The 19,315-nt window shown below is 43.2% G+C and carries 12 protein-coding genes; 10 read left to right on the top strand and 2 right to left on the bottom strand.

Going from position 1 to position 19,315, the window contains the following annotated elements; translation table 11 throughout:
* Nucleotides 1–7 precede the first annotated feature (7 nt).
* From B0B12_RS01045 to asnB, 4 genes are all read left to right on the top strand, one after another.
* Nucleotides 8–1,636 (top strand): GNAT family N-acetyltransferase, encoded by a 1,629-nt coding sequence (locus B0B12_RS01045; protein WP_076665664.1) that lies wholly within the window; start codon nt 8–10, stop codon nt 1,634–1,636.
* Between the two features lie 254 nt (nt 1,637–1,890).
* Entirely contained in the window at nt 1,891–3,207 is a 1,317-nt protein-coding gene (locus tag B0B12_RS01040) for an MBOAT family O-acyltransferase (RefSeq protein ID WP_212564594.1), read from the top strand.
* An 11-nt stretch (nt 3,208–3,218) separates the two neighbouring features.
* On the top strand, nt 3,219–4,193 hold the full coding sequence (locus tag B0B12_RS01035; RefSeq protein WP_076665662.1) for an SGNH/GDSL hydrolase family protein: 975 nt from the start codon (nt 3,219–3,221) through the stop codon (nt 4,191–4,193).
* Nucleotides 4,194–4,212: 19 nt separating this feature from the next.
* Nucleotides 4,213–6,045 carry an asparagine synthase (glutamine-hydrolyzing) gene (gene asnB, locus B0B12_RS01030; protein WP_076665661.1) on the top strand — a complete coding sequence of 611 codons (1,833 nt, stop codon included), beginning with the start codon at nt 4,213–4,215 and terminating at the stop codon, nt 6,043–6,045.
* 104 nt (nt 6,046–6,149) lie between these two features.
* Here the strand turns inward: asnB and B0B12_RS01025 are convergent, their stop codons facing one another.
* Nucleotides 6,150–7,130 carry a polysaccharide deacetylase family protein gene (locus tag B0B12_RS01025; protein WP_083704039.1) on the bottom strand — a complete coding sequence of 327 codons (981 nt, stop codon included), beginning with the start codon at nt 7,128–7,130 and terminating at the stop codon, nt 6,150–6,152.
* 143 nt (nt 7,131–7,273) lie between these two features.
* On the bottom strand, nt 7,274–8,125 hold the full coding sequence (locus tag B0B12_RS01020) for a polysaccharide lyase family 20 protein (RefSeq protein ID WP_083704038.1): 852 nt from the start codon (nt 8,123–8,125) through the stop codon (nt 7,274–7,276).
* 1,137 nt (nt 8,126–9,262) lie between these two features.
* Here B0B12_RS01020 and B0B12_RS19915 point away from each other — a divergent pair.
* The 6 genes from B0B12_RS19915 to B0B12_RS00990 all read left to right on the top strand — a co-directional run bounded on the left by B0B12_RS19915 (nt 9,263) and on the right by B0B12_RS00990 (nt 19,297).
* Nucleotides 9,263–11,998, top strand: a complete 2,736-nt coding sequence (locus B0B12_RS19915; protein ID WP_083704037.1) for a LamG-like jellyroll fold domain-containing protein — start codon at nt 9,263–9,265, stop codon at nt 11,996–11,998.
* A 433-nt stretch (nt 11,999–12,431) separates the two neighbouring features.
* Nucleotides 12,432–13,883 (top strand): T9SS type A sorting domain-containing protein, encoded by a 1,452-nt coding sequence (locus B0B12_RS01010; protein WP_076665657.1) that lies wholly within the window; start codon nt 12,432–12,434, stop codon nt 13,881–13,883.
* Between the two features lie 73 nt (nt 13,884–13,956).
* Complete coding sequence (locus tag B0B12_RS01005; protein ID WP_076665656.1) at nt 13,957–15,438, top strand: serine/threonine protein kinase; 1,482 nt, start codon at nt 13,957–13,959, stop codon at nt 15,436–15,438.
* 81 nt (nt 15,439–15,519) lie between these two features.
* Nucleotides 15,520–16,995 carry a DUF5687 family protein gene (locus B0B12_RS01000; RefSeq protein WP_244554551.1) on the top strand — a complete coding sequence of 492 codons (1,476 nt, stop codon included), beginning with the start codon at nt 15,520–15,522 and terminating at the stop codon, nt 16,993–16,995.
* A gap of 53 nt (nt 16,996–17,048) precedes the next feature.
* Nucleotides 17,049–17,744: an ABC transporter ATP-binding protein gene (locus tag B0B12_RS00995; RefSeq protein ID WP_076667553.1), complete on the top strand. Its 696-nt coding sequence runs from the start codon at nt 17,049–17,051 to the stop codon at nt 17,742–17,744.
* A gap of 182 nt (nt 17,745–17,926) precedes the next feature.
* Nucleotides 17,927–19,297 (top strand): amidohydrolase family protein, encoded by a 1,371-nt coding sequence (locus B0B12_RS00990; RefSeq protein ID WP_076665655.1) that lies wholly within the window; start codon nt 17,927–17,929, stop codon nt 19,295–19,297.
* Nucleotides 19,298–19,315 lie beyond the last annotated feature (18 nt).

Genomic DNA, 19,315 nt, shown 5'->3' with positions numbered 1-19,315 from the left:
AACTTGTATGCAGAATCTTCTCTATAGCACATTTCGGTATACAAAATCATTAAAAGAGGTGGCTGCTAATGGTCTAGAAACGATTGTTGGAGAGCAGGTTTACACGTATTTAACCAAGACTAATTTTTCAACAGATTGGGATACTTTGTATGAGCAATGCCCTTGGTCTACGCCTTTTCAGAGTTACGATTTCATATCCACTTGGTACAAGCTCTTTAAGAAGGCCTATAGCCCGATTCTCGTCATACAAACTCGGAATAACAAACTAGCAGGATTATTGCCTTTAGCTATAGACGCTAAAGGTAAGATTGTTTATGCGGGAGCTGATTTAGCAGAATATCAGGTTTGGCTTACAAATCCTATATATGAGGACGAATTCATAGAACAGGCGATCTTAGAAATCAACAACTTATATCCTGGCAAGACTATTCCTTTTAAGTTTATACCTAGGGGCGCACCTTTGCATTGGATAGAGCGAAAGTTTGCTTTTAAAAACCGCTGTGAAATAATAACTCATAGGCAACCATTACTCAGAATTAACTATGATAGTCTAGTAAAGGAATTAAAAAAAAAGAATAGAAAAGAGAAAGTAAACCGGTTAAAGAGATTAGGGGAATTACAATTCATTAAGGTTACTGACTCTACAGAATTCGATTCCATATTAAATGAACTTGTCATACAAAGCGATTTCAGGAAAGGTGCTATGTTTGATAGTTGCCTGTTTATCAACTCTACAGCCAGAATAGAATTTCTATCTTCCCTATTTAGACTAAATTTGTTGCATGTCACCACCCTAAAACTAAATGATGCTATAATTGCTTCAAATGTGGGGATATTCGGTAAAAAGTGGTTACACCTACAAGGTATTAACACGCACTCTCCTACACATGCAAAGTATTCACCGGGTATATTACATTTCTTAATGTTAGGGCTCTTTCTCTCTGAGGAAAAATTTGAGGTATTTGACTTAACACCAGGTACTGATGGATATAAGGAAACAATAGCAACAGACTATAATGTAGTCCATGAGGTCAATTTTCATACTCTTCCCAATCTCCTCCTGAACAAATTTAAAAGACAGGCTAAGTCTTCTATTCAACGCTGTTTGAAGAGAATAGGTGTATCCGCTTTTGCTCTCAAAAATCTAACTAAGCGCGTTCAAATATATAAACAGAAGGTTGGACTCCTAAAGCATTATACAATTCCCAATTATAGATTAGGATCAATAAAAAATCACTTCTCAAATTACGCCGAACCTCTGAATATAATTAATCTAAAGGCCCATTCATCACTTGATCTTGTCCATTTTGAGGTAAACAGTTTATCAGACCTGTTACACTATAACCCAAAGGGCACACTACAAACTCGATGGGAATTTTTAGGAGATGCGATGAAAAGATTTGAAGCAGGTCAACAATGCTATACCTGGCTTGAAAATGACTTACTTTTAGCTTGCGCCTGGATATCGTCGACAAAAAATCCAATCTTAATGAGTCCGCCACCAAAAGATTTCATTTTAGATAGACTTTACTTGCACCCTAGTGTGGCAAATCAAATTGATAGAGTACGCTATAGTATTCTGGATGCCATCATTAAAATGAATACAGAATCAATACTCTACTATAAACTTAAATAAGTTTAAATTAATATTGGTAAAACAAACTACATCTAAGAGTTCACGTATAATAAACCAAGCATAAAATAGTATTAAAATATAAATAATTTTAACTGTATCAACAATACTTTTTATTAAGCTTTTAACTCCCCAACTTTATGCTGTTCAACTCTTTCTTGTTTTTGTTGTTTTTTCCTAGTATCTGCGTGCTCTATTTCCTGCTTCCTTATAGGTATAGGTGGATATTACTATTGGTTGGCAGTTACTACTTTTACATGAACTGGATTCCAGTTTATGCCTTATTACTCTTTCTCTCTACCCTTATCACCTATGTTTGTGCATTGCTGATAAGTAATTCGGAAGATCAGTCTAAGAAAAAAGCATACCTGATCTTTAGTCTAGTTTCGAACTTTAGTATTCTTTTCTTTTTTAAATATTTCAACTTCATCAATACCTCGGTTTTTGAGTTGCTTACACAGTTCAACTTGCGCTGGGAGGTACCAAATCTTAAAATTCTACTTCCTGTGGGTATTTCTTTCTATACCTTTCAAGCGGTGGGATATTCCATCGATGTATATCGTGGAGAGTTAAAACCTGAGAAGCACTTAGGTATTTATGCGCTTTTTGTTTCCTATTTCCCACAACTTGTTGCAGGACCTATTGAGAGAGCTACCAATCTGCTCCCACAGTTTCGCCAAAAGTTTGATTTCGATTATACACGCGTTGTACAGGGCCTAAAGCTCATGCTTTGGGGATTTTTCATGAAACTGGTGGTGGCTGACAGGCTTGCGATTTATGTAGATGCAGTGTATAACAATGCAGACAAACACGATGGTCTCTCACTAATAATTGCCACTCTTTTCTTCACAGTTCAAATTTACGGAGATTTTGCTGGTTACTCTTATATTTCCATTGGCAGCGCTCGAATCATGGGTTTTAACCTGATGATGAACTTTAATCAACCTTATTTCTCCAAATCCATAGCTGAGTTTTGGAGTCGCTGGCATATCTCGCTTTCTACGTGGTTTAGAGATTATGTTTATATCTCACTAGGTGGAAACCGGGTATCTTTTCACCGCTGGCAGTTAAATCTCCTGATCACTTTCCTGGTAAGTGGTATATGGCATGGTGCTAATTGGACATTTGTTATATGGGGTACCTTACACGGGCTTTTCCTAATCTTTAGCAACATTACTAAAAAGTATATTTTCCGGCAGGACTATTGGCAGAGGTTATCGAACAATAGCAGTTTATATCAAGGCTTTCAAATCATCACCACAATTATACTTGTTGCCTTTACCTGGATATTATTTCGGGCAAATAATGTTTCAGATGCTTTTCTAATAATTAGCAAAATATTTACAACAGCAGGAGTTCCTTTCCTAGGCGATAGCAGGTCTTATATGATGTACGCGCTTATGTCCATTGTGCTGCTCTTTACTGTTGAGTATATACGGGAGTATTATCCAAACCTGACACTCTTGGATAATGAAAGCGTGCAGGTGCGCTATATATCTTATACGGCCATGGCAATCATTATCATGCTATTCGGTGTATTTGACGGAGGTCAGTTTATTTATTTTCAATTCTAAAGGTATAAGGTATGAATCGTCAACTCCTACGCTTCCTAAAGAAGCTTGCAATCTTGGGTTTAATACTTTACGCTACTGACTTTACGATTGGCAATCTTTTGGAGTATTTTTATTTTCGTATCAATCCGTCTGCTCCAGCTTATTTTACTACCTATGCACTCAACGAAGCTGATGAAGATGTCATCGTCTTTGGTTCTTCTCGAGCACAACATCACTACGACCCCACTCCCTTTGAAAGTAGTTTGCACAAAACATTTTACAATACCGGAAAAGACGGTCAAGGCATTTTATATTCGTATGTAGTACTCAAAAGCATTTTAGAGAGATCTCCGAAGCCACGCATTATCTTGCTTGATCTCAATCCAAACGAATTTCACTCTACCCAGGCAGACTATGACAGGTTAACCGAACTATTGCCCTATTACCATACCAATAAGGTTGTGCAAGAAATTGTCACACTAAAGGGGCCATTTGAAAAATTCAAAGCACATTCTTACCTATATCGCTACAACTCACAACTTCTGACAATTCTTATGCACAATCTGGGTACTTCAGGTGATGACACTGAAAAAGGATATGAGCCTATACCTGGTCAGGTATGGAAAGAGAAGCTGAAAGATTTTGCACAGGAAGAACACATAGACAGCACAGAGGTAAGACTGTTCGGGCAGTTTATAGAGGAGGCTAAAAAGGCAAACTGTGAGGTATACATCATCATATCACCGACATACCGGAAGTACCAGCAACAAACTCGCAGCACTCAGATTGCCCAAGCCATTTGTGACAAAGAGGGCGTATTCATGCTTGACTTCAACCAGGATCCAATTTTTCTTAGCAACCGCTCACTGTTTGTTGATCCTACACACCTGAACGAAGACGGGGCTACCTTATATTCTAAAATAATTTCTGCTGAGCTAACTCGCAAATCAGCAACTGTCCTTTCAGCCTACAGAGCACAAGTCAACACTAGTTTAACTAGCCATTAACCCTTATACCTTATAAGCCATGTGTGGAATAGCAGGAATCATTCATTTTGAAAACAAGCAACCCCAGGAACAAGTGCTGCGCAACATGATGCAGATGATGAAGCACAGAGGTCCCGATGATGATGGTGTATTTATAGAAGATAAGGTGGGTTTCGGTTTTGTGCGCTTAAGCATTATAGACCTATCACCAGATGGTCATCAGCCGATGGTGTCGGACGACGGCAGGTATGTCCTGTTGTTTAATGGTGAAATATTTAACTACGTAGAGCTTCGCGAAGAGCTGAGCAAATACGGCGTTTCGTTTAAAACGAAAACTGATACTGAAGTACTATTAAAGTCTTACCTCTACTGGGGTCAGTCGTGCATGCACCGCTTTAACGGCATGTGGGCATTTGCCATATATGATCGGGTAAGCAAATCAGTATTTGCCTCGCGGGACAGGTATGGCGTCAAGCCATTTTACTACCTGCACACCGATACTTTTTTTGCCTTTTGCTCTGAAATTCCGCCCCTTCTCACCTTGCTAACTAGTAAACCAACACCAGACAATCAGAGCATATTTGACTACTTGGCCTTTAGCCGTACAGATCAAAACGAAAACACATTTTTCAACGAGGTAAAGAAACTGCAGCATGGTTGCAAGGTCATTATTACCAATGGCGATGCAAAAATAAGCAAATGGTATAACCTGAAAGAAAGAGTGGCAAGAACCGAGGTTTTCCAGAATCCGGAAGAGTATAGGGCACTGTTGTCGTCAGCTATTAAGCTGCGCCTCCGGAGTGATGTGCCTGTCGGGGTCTGCCTGAGCGGTGGCCTCGATTCATCCAGTATTGTGTCAGTTTTGCTTAAGGACTACAACGAAACTGATCTCAACACTTTCTCGGCCATTTACGAAGATGGCCAATTTGGCGACGAAAAGCGATTCATAAACGAATACAGTAGTTCATTAAAGAACATGCACTACACCTCTCCAAGTGCAGCCACGCTTCAGAACGACCTGTACCATTTTGTCAGAGCGCATGCTGAGCCTCTGCCTTCTACCTCACCCTATGCCCAATACAAAGTGATGGAATTAGCAAAAGATAGTGTTGTTGTAACACTGGATGGGCAAGGGGCTGATGAAAAACTTGCCGGATATCATTACTTCTTTGGGTTCTTCTTTAAGGACCTACTACGTTCAGCACGACTGGGTAGACTGAGCGGGGAAGTATACCATTACCTGGCAAAGCACCGCAGTTTATATGGTTTAAAAGCATTCATCTACTTTATGCTTCCAGAAAACTCCAGAACTTCTCTTCGAGTAGAGGAAAAGGGCTATTTAGAAACTGCATTTGTGGAAAGATACAGCAATTCAAATGGAATTGCTGGACAACTGTACGGCTCAAATACTCTGAAAGACGCTTTATTAGATCACTTCGAAAATAAACTGGAGCACTTGCTTAAATGGGAAGATATTAACTCAATGCGCTTCTCTTTGGAAGCAAGGGTACCATTTCTTGACTACCGTTTAGTTGAAAAAACACTCGCGAGTTCTGATAATTGGTCGATTCGGGATGGCATCACCAAATACATACTTAGAGAAGCCATGAAAGGTACATTACCAGAAAAAATCCGTACGCGCCAGGACAAAATGGGCTTTGGAACACCACAAGATGAATGGTTTAGAGAGCCCGCGTGGCAAAGATTTATCGTTGAACTTTTACAAAGCGATTCTTTCCGCAAAAGAGGCATCATAAATCCAGACTCAGCGCTCAGCACATATAGAGATCATCTTGACAGGAAAGTGAATGTCGCTAAAGAAATCTGGAAATGGATTCATCTAGAACTATGGTTCAGAGAATTTATTGATTAACACTCATTATTATAAAACTCTGTGTTCTTGATACCACAAATATCAAGAACACAGAGTTTTATTTTGACAATTGTTAAATAATATTAATAATCATTAACTCAAATCTACTTCTTCACTACTGCCAGATCAGCCTTTTTCACCTTATAGTTTACAGTTTTATCAGCAATAGAAGTATCCCAGTTAAACATTGCCTTAATATTTTTTATTGTTGGGTGCCATACCCCAACCATACGACAGATATTCTCTGCTAGAGAAGCTCCTTCCAATAACCCTATGCGTGGCAACTCGAAATGATTCTGTAAATGTTGCCTTGATATATAATGTGGCACATTCGAGAAGGCTAGACGATAACCACAATCTTTAAGAACTTGTATTTCCCTAATAGTATAGTCTCCGTTTGGATAAGCAAAAAAGGCTATCTCCTTGTTTATCCAAGATTCAAGTTTTTGCTTGGAAGTATTTAACTCATCGTATAGTTGCAAATAGTCACAATTAGGAAGAATAGGATGGGAATGGGTATGTCCTCCTATCGTAACGAGAAAAGATTTCGATATTTTATGTATCTGCTCAATTGTCATCGCCTCTCTTGACAAAGTGAATTGCTTTTTAAATGTGTCTACAACAGCTAATCTTTCACTATTTGATACTTTTTTTAAAAATTCGATGCGTTTGTCATTATTCTTCGACTTTCTAAAACCTAGATAAGACCACCAATAGGAACCCTCTTCTACAGGATGAGTGGAAATAAAGATGGCTACAGGGATTTCATATTTCGCAATAACTTCTACAATGTTAGTTTCATTTGAGGCCCAACCGTCATCAACTGTGAGCAACACCCCGCCCTTTGGAAATGGCCTTTCACCATTATTAATAGATTCTAAGTCTTTAACAGATATAAATGTAAACTTATGTTTGATAAGCCATTTTACACATGCCTCAAACTCTTTTTTAGATGGGTTATGAAAATACAAAGAGAGAATATAATCTCCATTCAGGTATTTTAATCTGGCTCTTCTCACATATCCAAGTGCAATCAAAGCTTCAGCTAATAACCAAGAGCTTAAATTTCTAAAACTTAAATCCATAGGCGGTTTTGAAACAGTAGTTGTCAGTGAACTAACAATAGGTAGATCTATGGGATCAATTGCTAAAATATTCCGAACATAAAACTATTATAGGCTCGGAGCTTATGTACGTTGTTACCATCGCTTTTTAAGCACAATATCCTCTAATACTTTCGGTCAATGAAAGTCGTCGGCGCCGTTGCCCCGCCCGAGGTCATGTCGGCCAGGGTGGCGTTGGCGCCGCCCACCCGCACGTTGTCGTAGTAGAGCACGCGCTTCGGCGTGGTCGTCGCCTCCTCGTTCCAGGTGTCCTTGTAGATGCCGATCTTCCACTTAGGCAGGATGCCGTTGTCGTACATGTTGCCCCCGTTGTGGGTGTAGATCTTCTTGCCGTTGTGCCAGATCTCCACCAGCCCGTCCGAGCCGGGCGAGTGGACGAAGTGCAGCACGAACTCGTGCCAGGTGTCCTTGGTCACCTGCCCCAGGTCGATGGTCTGCCGGTTGTCCTTGGTGCTGCCCACCCGGAACTGGAAGCGGTCGTTCTTGATGCGGATCGAGGCCGAGGGGTCGCCGTCCTGGTGCCACTGGTTGATCAGGTCCGTGTCCTCCTCCTTGACAAAGCCGTCGGCCGGGAAGTAGGCGGCAAACGAGTACCAGGCGTTCTTGGTGATGTGGCCCTCCGAGCCCTTGACGATGGTCACCTCGGCCCGCGTGCCGTTCTTGACCAGCGGGTCGGACTCGCGCAGCTCGAAGCGGGCGGCCTTGGCCCCCTGGAAGGCAGGGCTCGTGTACTGCAGGGCGTGGGCCCAGGAGCCCACCTCTACGCTGTGGGCCGTGGAGAAGGGGTTGCTCCCCTCGAAGGTCTCCTCGTATAGCAGGTTGGCCGACGTGGCAAGGCCAGATGACTCGGCCGTGAAGCCGTCCGGGGCGATCGCGTCGCTCTCCTTCTGGTCGCAGGATACTGTTATGGCTCCAAGGAGCACGGGTGTTAATAGATAACGAAGTCTAAGGTTCATCTTTTGTTTGGCTAAAAAGTTGAAAATGTTTGGCTAAAAATTGAATTTGTATTCTTTTAAAGAATGATCCCACCTGATAGTATCAATGTGGATCATATAATATGTGATTCAGGTTGCTTGCAACTATGACTTTTAATAAAGTCTAACAATTAAAAGTTTAATCATAAGCCCGCGTATATGGTTAAAATTCAAGACTTAGACGTTTCAAAAAATAGGCACGAACTCAGCCGTATAATTGTACATTTCATCCAAGTGTCTGTTGCAAATGTAATGGAGTAAAAACCTGATTTCAAAATGATACCATGCTTCAAAAGGTCATTTAAATGTTATTCCTTATAAATTATAATTTAAATTCAATTAATAAGTATCATTTGTTGTAACCTTTCTAAATTAACCGTGCTACCACAATTTTTAAAAATTGAATTATTATGATTTACTTTTTCAACTAAAATCGTATTAGCAAGTTTGTATATTATTAGAGGCCTTGTAGATAAGCACTGATTTATATATAAAGAATACTTGTTATTCATATAAATTAATATATCTGAACAAAGATTTAGCATTTAAGCAGAGCCACCTAATTGCACTTATTTGGCAATATGCTCCAAAAGGTGAGAATGATAGTATAAGTTTATTATTCATTATAACTAAACCGAAGGCTAAGACATGCTGGTAAATTTGGCTTTTGATAGATAGGAGTTATCTATTACTAAAAATGTGTGAATTGGCAGGTACTAATGTATTTTTATAATCCAGTGGTTTAACCAGCATAAATTGACTTAGCACATCCTAATTTCTTCTAAGTCTCAGCATACCCTACACTTTTTATACATCTTATGTAGAGATCTTTTTTAGTTAATAGAGTAAGATAGAGGTTAAAAACCAAAATAATTATATATTATATTAATTATATTTTTTATAAAAATAAAAATAAAATATGTAACTTTTTTAAAGAAATCACCTATACATTCAAATATAGAATATCTGGTAAAGACACAATATATTGTAGCAGTCATAGCTTAGCCAGTCCATCGCCAGAAAACATAATTTAGGTTAACCCTCCTAAAATTGTGATGCATCGGTAGTGACATTTGGAAATAAGAAAAATAAAGGTTAACAGTCTTAGCTTAAAAAAACATGCAGAGATTTTTATTAATCATGGCCATTAACTTAGTACTATGTCTACAGGTATCAGCACAGTTTAGCTCTATAGTAAAAACGAATGCGCTTCCAATAACCTCAAATACACAGGATAAGACACAATCCAAGGTATTCGCTCATAGTGGAAAGTTCTGGGCTGTTCTACCTAATTCAAGTGGTACACATTTGTGGCGAATCGACAATAATACCTGGACACATATTTTAAGGCTTTCAACTAAAACTGGTTCAAGAGCTGATTGTAAAGTCGTGGGCAACATAGTGCATGTTTTTATGTTCCAAGGCACTAATTCCCAATTAGTCTCACTAGAGTATGTTCCAGAACTCTCTACTTTTAAGTTATGGAGTCAACGGCCGGCGATTGTAAGTATTGGTTTAGACTCAGGAGTTGAAACGGCTATGATCGATGTTGACGGTACTGGCCGAATGTGGCTTGCGTCAGATGGCTCAAGCACAGTTAATGTTCGATGGAGTGATCCCCCCTACTCACAATGGAGTTCCCCTATTACTTTAGCTTCTGGCATTACTTCCAATGACAAATGTGCAATAATCGCAATGCCAGGTAAGTTGGGAGTCTTCTGGTCAAATCAGAATACCAGGTTATTTGGGTTTAAGACTCACTTGGATGGCACCTCCCCCATATCCTGGACTAATGATGAATCTCCTGCTTCACAGTCTGCAGTTAACGTAGGTGGAGGTATGGCAGATGATCATTTTAATATGACTACAGATAATAATGGTAATTTGTATTGTGCCATTAAGACTAGCTATAATAAATCAGGTTACCCTCTCATTGGCCTTTTAGTAAGGAGACCGAATGGAATCTGGGATGATTTGTATGAGGTTTCTACCACAGGAACCACCCCAACAGTAATCTTAAACGAGGCGCAGGGGAAGGTGAAGGTTTTATATACTTCGCAAACTTATGGGAAAGACATTGTATATAAAGAGTCTTTAACTTCTAATATATCTTTTGGCAACCAGCACATACTTTTGAGCGGAACTTCTTACAGAGACCAATCAAGTACCAAGCAGAATTATAGTAATGAAACTTTCATATTGGCATCAAGTACAGTTGACGGTATAGCAATAGGAGTAACTGCAACAGACGGTGGAACATCAACCCCTACAACTCCACCACAAGCGCCTACCCTGAATTCACCAATTAATGGGGCTACCAATGTACTAATTAATTCAGTGTTGGAGTGGAGTAATGCCGACAGAGCCGAATCATATCAGGTACAAGTAGCAACTTCTCCGGATTTTTCTTCAACTCTCATTAACCAGAGTGGCGTACAGACTACAACATTATCATTAGACGGGCTTGCTTATAGTACCAATTATTATTGGCGCGTTAGGTCTGTCAACACAGGTGGTAACAGTGCCTGGTCAACTTCATGGAGTTTTATGACGGAGGCCCCACCTTTAAGTGTACCTAGCTCCCCTACCCTAGTCTCGCCTACCGATAACGCAAATGGGATTTCTACTTCCCCAAAATTGCAATGGCAAGCTTCTGAGAATGCATCTTCTTACCATGTACAGGTTTCTACTTCGCCCGATTTTTCTTCGCTTACTGTAAACCAGTCAGGAGTTAATGAAGCCTCATTATCTTTGAATAATCTGGCAAATACCACTACTTATCATTGGAGAGTACGGGCAGTCAACCAAACTGGCGAGAGTGCTTGGTCAGGCTCATGGAGATTCACTACAGAGGAGATAAATATTCCAGCAAATTCACTAGTTGGGCACTGGCAACTAGATGAAGGTTCAGGTAACAGATTTCTTGATAACTCAGGAAATGGAAACCATGCAACACTTGTTACAGCACACAGCGTTAAGTGGATACAAGGTATACAAGGGTTAGCTGTTGACATGCCTGGCACAACAGGACGTTTTGCTAATGCCCCTTCAAACCCATCGTTAAACATTTCCGACGCCATTACGATTGCAGTTTGGGTGCGTCCAAATACAACAAAGAATAAAACCATTATTTCAAAAGTAAATAATAATGGTTTTATGTTAGGTGTTACGGGTTCTGCTAAAGCATTATTTTGGTTTAATAGTGATTCTCACCAGAAGCAGTATAGATTCGAGTCAAACGGGACTTTGCCTAATGATGGTAAAACATGGGTACACATAGCCGCCACTTATGATGGTCGCGTGGTCAAAATGTACATTAATGGAAAAGAAGATCGGTCGGTTTCATTCCCCTTAGAAGTTAAAATAGGAACCAATAATTCAAACTTAGTTATTGGTGCTTTAGAGTCTTTTGAACGATGGTATGGTGGTATAGATGATCTTCGACTTTATAATAAGGTATTGAATGGAACAGAAGTGGCCGATTTAGCCAGTGTTGGTAGCTCGCAATTTAGCTTAAATGCCAATGCGCAAACTCAGCAAATTGGGATTTTGGAGACAAATGTGGTTGATAACGATGCTGGTTTAGATAAAGTGAAAAATCTCCTCATATACCCTAACCCACTTACTTCACAGGCTAAACTCAAATATTTTATACCTGACAAAGGGGAGTACTCTATTCTACTTTATGATAGTAAAGGCACATCCCAAGTAATTATGAAATCGGGAGTGGCACAAGAAGGTGAAGTCGGTGAGCTGATAATTGATGGATCAAAATTATCTAAAGGTCTCTATTTCATTAGATTGCAAACTACACAGAGAAGCAACCTGGCAGTAAAACTTATAGTACAGAAATAATCTCACTTGAAAATAATTTAATCCTTAGCTCTTGTTAATAGAGCTAAGGATTTTTCTTTTCCATTCCATAAATGGCTAGGTTAGCTTTTTATCAGATGGCCTACTTAATAAAATTTATTGGTCCTTTATAGCTGTGAATTTAACAGCTCACGAACCTAGCCTCTATCTTCTCTCCAACACGTAGGATCTCATCTTGGTAAAACCACCCAATTATTGTATTAATCGATTCAAATTTTAAATTTTTATATTTAATAACAAAATCAGATCTGTTTTAAATAATATTCGTAATAATACTTGATTATCTTCATATTGTATTATTAAAATTTACCATATAACATTATTGAAATAATTTAACTGTACAACAATAACCTGAGTGTTCTGCACTGTCCACTATTACTCCTAATCATATGTGTTACGCTTAACCCTGCGAAATATGCATAAATCTTTTACTTCTATTATGGTGTTCATCTACGCGATCACTATTGCTTCTCATTCTAATGCACAATTCACCACTATTTCCAATCTTGCACCCTTAGCAGCAAGAGATTTTGCTACAAAAGAAAAACATCAATCTAAGGTCTTTCAGATGGACGGCAAGTACTGGGCTATACTTGCTAACAGTACAGGTACCCACCTTTGGAGTCTAAATAACAATTCCTGGAGTTTTGAAAGGCAGTTGGTAACAAAAAATTCTAGAGCTGACTATGTTATAATCGACAATACAGTACATATCCTTCTGTATTCTGGCTCATCGTCTCAGTTTGTATCAATTGAATATGATAGGGATAAGCAGCAGTTTAAGCAATGGAATAGAAACAAATCGACAGTCGACATTAATCTAGAAAAAGATGTGGAGGTAGCCTCTATAGATGTAGATAAAAATGGAAGGCTATGGATAGCATCAAATGGAGATAATGGTAATGTAAATGTACGCTGGAGTGAAGCGCCCTATACAAAATGGAGTGCGCCTATTACATTAGAGCGAGGTGTCCATGCCGATGATATATGTGCCGTCATCTCTCTTCCTATGTTTAACCAGATTGGCGTACTCTGGTCGAATCAAAAGACCAAAAGATGGGGTTTTAAAACACATACAACTGGCGACGAAACAACTCGCTGGTCCAAGGACGAGGTTCCTGCTTCAAACTCTGCCTTGAGTCAGGGAACAGGTATTGCTGATGACCACATTAATATTAAGGTGGCGTCAGATGGAACACTCTACGCCGCTATAAAAACCGGTTATGATAAAATAGGGTATCCACTTATCGCTTTACTTGTTAGGCGACCTTCTGGAGTTTGGGATGAGCTTTATGAAGTTTCTCAAACCGGCACGCTACCAATAGTCTTGCTTAATGAAGAGCAGAATTTACTTAAGGTTGTATATACTTCCGCAACTTATGGTGGAGATATACTATACAAGGAGTCTTCAACCAAAAATATTTCCTTCTGTGAAACTCATACTTTAATTAAAGGCAATAATACTTATGCATCAAGCATTAAAGGTAGTTACAGTTCAGAAACTGTAATTTTAGCCTCTAATGAAAATCAAGTGGTTGGTGTATTGGTCTCCGATGATCCAACTTTAAGAGTTCCCCTTACTTCGGATTGCTTGGTAGAAGAAAAGGGAGTGAATTTTACGGCCATACCTAATCCTTTTATGTCCGAAACCACTGTCCATTTCAGTTTGCCTGAGAGCGAACCATACACATTAACGCTTTATGATGTTAATGGTGCTAGAATATCACGGATACATAATTCGGCAGCAGTATCAGGAAAGATCAATAAATATACTATTGATGCTTCCTCTCTAGCAAGGGGGCTGTATATTCTGAAGTTAGAAACCATCAATAAAGTGAGGACTTTAAAACTAGTCCACGAGCGTTGAACTGGCTAAAACACCCAATTATATACTTTCTTCCGTTTATTCCCGTATTACCCCATGTGAATACATGGGTTCTATGAGCATACCGGAAACAAACGGCATTTTTGCGACGAATTACTTACTGAAGGAGCAGCTTAGTTCGGGGAGAGTAGAAGAGGTCTGGAAGGCAGAGGACTGGACGGCAGAAGGCGCTCCGGTGACATTGAGGCTCTATGCCCCCCACATCCGGCTTGACCACCACAGCCTGGAACTGCTGCAACGGGAGCAGGAACAGCGGGCTTCGCTGCAGCACCCCCATCTACTGACACCTTCAAATTTCGGTGTTTACGAGGGCATCCCGTTTGAAGTCGCGCCGCTGCAGTCGCAACATACCCTGGCGCAGTCTGCGACGTTGCCGGAAAGAGAACTGGCCCGACTGATCTCGCAGGTGGGCAGCGCTTTGGAGTACCTGCACCTACAGAAACCTCCTCTGCCCCATCGGCAAATCAACCCCGGCAATATTATAGTAGATGCACAGGGCAATTACCTGCTGGCTGTTCCGGCATTGAGCAACCAGCTGCGTACGCTCTTGCACCGCGCAACCGGCACACCGTTGGCGGAAGGCACGGCTTATGCCGCGCCAGAACTGTTTGGTCCCCATCCAAAGCACTCAGGAGCGAGCGATATATTTGCCCTGGGCGTTTGTTTGTACGAGCTGTGTACCGGCGAAACGCCCTGGCTAGGCAACGGCGGGTTGAGCCTGAATCAAGGGGCGGAAATTCCGATCGTGCCGGAGCCCTACTCCAGAATATGGAGCAACCTGGTGCGCGCCTGCCTGCACCCCAATCCGGAGAAGCGACCGACGGCACGTGTACTTGTGGAGGAAGCCAACTATTTTCTCGAACACGGTAAATGGAAATCCTACGGTGCTTTTGGCCATGTCACGGCAGAGTCTATCGTTTACAAACGCAGGTCTTGGTTGTGGCCGACGTTACTTTTTGTGCTGCTTTTGGCTGGACTGGGAGCCGCTTATTACTTTTTTGTCTGGAGGACACAGAACGATGATTTGGCAGCTGACACCGAAGTAACAAAAAGCACCCCGGTTATACCTGCTATACCTAATACAGCAGAAGCGAGTGATAGTTCTGATGTAGCTATACCTGACACACCGGTCAGCAAACCGCCCGTGCAGCAGCCAAAAGCTTCTGAACAGGTGAGGCAAGCACCACAAACTTCTAAACCTGCTCCTACCCGGCCCGCTCCATCGCGACCTGCTCAGCCTACTTACCCGCAACCCACTAATTTAGAGGGCTTTCTGAATGGCCTGCTCAACGAGGAGATACCGCTGCAGGTACGCGACCGCTGGCGAACACCCATCAAAAAATACTTCTCCCCGGACGCCATCATCTACGCCCGCATGCACAACGCGCCTCTAGGGAGCTTCGGCGTAAGCGAGTTCATTGACATCCTGCTAAGCGCCGAAGAGGGCAACAGCATTGTAATTGACAAGATCATCTACGACGAAGAAGACAAGAACGCCATCGACGAGATGAATGTGAGCATTATCACCACACAATAATTTATTCTGCAATAGGACCATGGCTATTGGCTTTTCAGGGATTTTTTTTGAATATTTAGAAAGCTATATATCTTGTGTCTTATGTTTGGAACACTCCTGAGCCTGCAAGCAAAGCAGGCCCGCCGCTCGCCGGCTTATCAGAAAAGTCTGGTGGTAAACATCATACTTGGTTTTTTCATCGTCTATTTTGCGCTCATCTTTATTGCGCTGGGTGTTTTTGGCGATAAAATACTGGCTGAGTTTTACCCCGACCAGAGCCCCGTTGTCTCGTTTAACAGCTTCCTGCTCTTTTACTTTCTGATCGACCTGGTTTCGCGCTTTATGCTGCAGGATCTGCCGGTGCTGGCCATTCAGCCTTTTCTGCATTTGCCCCTGAAGCGCAACAAACTGGTGCACTTTGTGCTGCTGCGTTCCATACCCAGTGTGTTTAACTTGCTCATGCTGCTGGTGTTTGTGCCGTTTATGATTCGGTCGGTGGTGCCGGTACACGGCATAGGTATAGCGCTGGTGTGGCTGGCCTCCCTCCTGCTGCTCACCTTCATCAACAATTTCATCCTGATCTACTTCAAGCGGCAACTCACCTCTAACCCGAAGCTCACGCTATTGCTGGCACTGTTGGTTGGGGGCCTCATGCTGCTCGATTACCTGCAGTTGCTATCGCTGCGCCAAGCCTCTACCGTGGCTTTTGGTGCCCTGCTGCAGCAGCCTTGGCTTGTACTGGTGCCTTTGCTGGGCATGGTAGGCGTATACCTGCTCAACTACCGGTTTCTCATAAACCACCTCTATCCGGAAGAAATCTACATCAAAAAAGTGTCTGCGGTGGAAGGCAGCGACATGGCTTTCCTCAACAAGTTCGGCGATACCGGCAAGCTGATCGCGCTGGAGTTAAAGCTGATCTGGCGTCATAAACGCCCAAAGTCGATGGTAATGATCTCGGCCTTCCTACTGTTTTACGGCCTTATTTTCTATACCAACAAGGTATACCTCGAGGGCTGGGGTATGCTCATTTTCGTAGGCATCTTCGTGACAGGCTCACCGATGTTCAACTACGGTCAGTTTGTGCCTGCCTGGCAAAGTGCCCACTTTGATGCGCTCCTCACCCGGCCGATCTCGATGAACCAATATGTGAAAGCGAAGTATTTGATGTTTGTGCCCTCCATCCTGCTTGTAACCTTTCTCACACTCCCCTATGCGTTTTTTGGCACGAAGGTACTCCTCATCAACCTGGCCAGCTGCGTGTTCAACATTGGCGTGAACAGCCTGGTGGTCCTTTACTTTGCAGCGCTCAACAAAGAACGGCTCGACCTAAGCAATGGCTCTGCCTTTAACTGGCAGGGCGTGGGAGCCTCCAAGTTCGTGATGATGCTGCCGATGGTGCTGGGACCGGTTGCTATCTTCCTGCCTTTTTCGATCATGGACATTCCGCAGTGGGGCATTTTTGCCATCGCTTTCACTGGTGCTCTGGGCATCGCCTTCCATCGCCAGCTGCTCCAAATGTTGGCCAAACGGCTCGAAGACAGAAAGTATACCCTGGCCGCTGGTTTCAGACAACACTAGGCAGCCCATTATATTAAGACAAAGAACATCAGCTATACCTGAAAGAAATGAATATGATTGAAGTAAAAGATCTCGTAAAAGCTTACAGCGACGCTACGGTGGTGGACATCAGAGCGCTGCACGTGGCACCCGGCGAAACAGTTGGACTGGTAGGCAACAACGGAGCGGGCAAAACCACCCTGTTCCGGATGCTGTTGGACCTGGTGCGCCCTACCACAGGAGTCGTGACCTCCAAAGATATACCGGTGGCACACACCGACGCCTGGAAACACTACACCGGCTCGCACCTCGACGAGGGCTTCCTGATAGATTACCTCACGCCGGAAGAGTATTTTAAATTCATCGGTGACCTGCACGGCCTGTCCGCCGGCGACATACAGGAGCGTCTGCAACCGTTTCATGATCTGTTCAACGGTGAGATCCTGCGGCAGCGCAAGTACATCCGCGACTTTTCGAAGGGAAACCAGAAGAAAGTAGGTATAGCCGCCGCTGCGCTCTCGCACCCCGAACTCCTGATCCTGGACGAACCCTTTGCCAACCTCGACCCCAGCTCACAGATCAGGCTAAAGAACCTGCTGCGTAGCCTGCACGAGCAGTTCGGCATGACCATGCTTATTTCCAGCCACGATCTCAGCCACGTCACCGAGGTATGCGATCGCATCGTTATTCTGGAAAAAGGCAAAATCGTGCAGGACATGCAAACGACCGAAGGCACCCTGCAGGCCTTGGAAGCCTACTTTACGGTATAGCCATACCTCATACCTTCAGGTATAAAAGCCATCAGGAACAACCTGGTGGCTTTTGCTTTTTCAACTATACCTATACCTGAAGGATTTACCTTCCTACGAAATTTACGTTAAAGCTTACATGCCATAGAATTTATCCTTTTTAAATTATAACGAAAGAGAAACAGCTCAGCTAAAATACTGCTATGAAAGTGTTCTTTATCTTCATGCTGCTAACGGTCGGTCTATACCCGGCCATGGCGCAGCAACCTGTTAGTTCTCGTGAGCGGGAGGTGGTGTTTCGCTCCGTCAACCTGATTCCGATGGACAAAGAGCAGGTGTTGGAGAACCAAACCGTGGTGGTAAAAGACGGAAAAATCACCGCCATTGGCAGCGCTGGGAAGGTGAAGTATGGCAAAAATGCGCTGGTTGTAGATGCTAAAGGAAAATACCTAATGCCTGGTCTGGCCGAAATGCATGCCCATGTGCCGCCTGTCGATGACCTGGAGCCGATGCAAGAAGTGCTGCAGTTGTTCACCCTGCACGGCATCACCACCATCCGGGGCATGCTGGGCCACCCGCGCCACCTGGAACTCCGCAGCAAACTGCAGTCAGGTGAGTTGATTGGACCGCGCTTCTATACCTCCGGACCGTCGCTGAACGGCAATAGCGTGAAAAGCCCGGAGGCTGGGGCCGCTATGGTCAGACAGCAGAAAGAAGCCGGCTACGATTTCCTGAAACTCCATCCGGGGCTCAGCAACGAAAAATTTGACGCCATTGCCAGCACAGCTAATCAGCTCAAGATGCCCTTTGCCGGCCATGTGTCTTACCAAGTGGGTGTGTGGCGTGCCATTGAGGCGGGTTACGCCTCCATCGATCACATGGATGGCTTCGTCGAAAGTCTGGTGCCGGGGCTGGAGGCTATACCTGAGCAGGAGGCCGGGCTCTTTGCCATGTTCATTGCCGACCAGGCAGATACCACCCGTATACCTAAACTGATGTCGGGGTTGCGCGAAAAGAACATCTGGATCGTGCCCACGCAGGCGCTGGCTGAGCGTTGGATGTCGCCGGCTGAGTCGCCGCAAGTGCTGGGCAGCAAACCCGAGATGCGGTACATGAACCCCAAAACCGTACAGAACTGGATGGCTGCCAAACAAAAGCTCATGGACGATCCGCGCTACGAGGCCGATGCGATTAACCGGTATGTGAACCTCCGCCGAAAACTAATCAAAGCCTGCAACGACAACCAGGTGGGACTGCTGCTCGGCTGCGACGCGCCGCAGGTGTTCAACGTGCCCGGCATCTCGACGCACCAGGAACTCGAATACCTGGTAGCAGCCGGACTCAGCCCTTACGAAGCCCTCCGGACAGGCACCGTCAATGTAGGCAAGTACTTTAATCGACCGGACATAGGCGTCTTGAAGGTGGGAGCAGCGGCGGATTTGTTACTGCTCCACGGCAACCCACTCAAGGATGTCTCGCAAACCCAGCGTATAGCAGGTATAGTGATCGGCCATACCTACCTGCCGGAAGCCTATATCAAACAGGGACTGAAGAAAATGGAGAAGGCAAAATAGGCAGGAGGGCCATAACCA

The sequence above is a fragment of the Pontibacter indicus genome, from assembly GCF_900156345.1.
Lineage (GTDB): Bacteria > Bacteroidota > Bacteroidia > Cytophagales > Hymenobacteraceae > Pontibacter > Pontibacter indicus.
The sequence above is the reverse complement of the archived record's forward strand: the minus strand, read 5'-3'. Positions and strand labels throughout refer to the sequence as shown.

Excerpts from the sequence above, each read along its gene's own strand:
- B0B12_RS01025 (WP_083704039.1), bottom strand. The coding sequence starts at position 7,130 with ATGGATTTAAGTTTTAGAAATTTAAGCTCTTGGTTATTAGCTGAAGCT.
- asnB (WP_076665661.1), top strand. The coding sequence starts at position 4,213 with ATGTGTGGAATAGCAGGAATCATTCATTTTGAAAACAAGCAACCCCAG.
- B0B12_RS01045 (WP_076665664.1), top strand. The coding sequence starts at position 8 with ATGCAGAATCTTCTCTATAGCACATTTCGGTATACAAAATCATTAAAA.
- B0B12_RS00990 (WP_076665655.1), top strand. The coding sequence starts at position 17,927 with ATGAAAGTGTTCTTTATCTTCATGCTGCTAACGGTCGGTCTATACCCG.
- B0B12_RS01035 (WP_076665662.1), top strand. The coding sequence starts at position 3,219 with ATGAATCGTCAACTCCTACGCTTCCTAAAGAAGCTTGCAATCTTGGGT.
- B0B12_RS01005 (WP_076665656.1), top strand. The coding sequence starts at position 13,957 with ATGAGCATACCGGAAACAAACGGCATTTTTGCGACGAATTACTTACTG.
- B0B12_RS00995 (WP_076667553.1), top strand. The coding sequence starts at position 17,049 with ATGATTGAAGTAAAAGATCTCGTAAAAGCTTACAGCGACGCTACGGTG.
- B0B12_RS01020 (WP_083704038.1), bottom strand. The coding sequence starts at position 8,125 with ATGAACCTTAGACTTCGTTATCTATTAACACCCGTGCTCCTTGGAGCC.
- B0B12_RS01040 (WP_212564594.1), top strand. The coding sequence starts at position 1,891 with ATGAACTGGATTCCAGTTTATGCCTTATTACTCTTTCTCTCTACCCTT.
- B0B12_RS01010 (WP_076665657.1), top strand. The coding sequence starts at position 12,432 with ATGCATAAATCTTTTACTTCTATTATGGTGTTCATCTACGCGATCACT.
- B0B12_RS19915 (WP_083704037.1), top strand. The coding sequence starts at position 9,263 with ATGCAGAGATTTTTATTAATCATGGCCATTAACTTAGTACTATGTCTA.
- B0B12_RS01000 (WP_244554551.1), top strand. The coding sequence starts at position 15,520 with ATGTTTGGAACACTCCTGAGCCTGCAAGCAAAGCAGGCCCGCCGCTCG.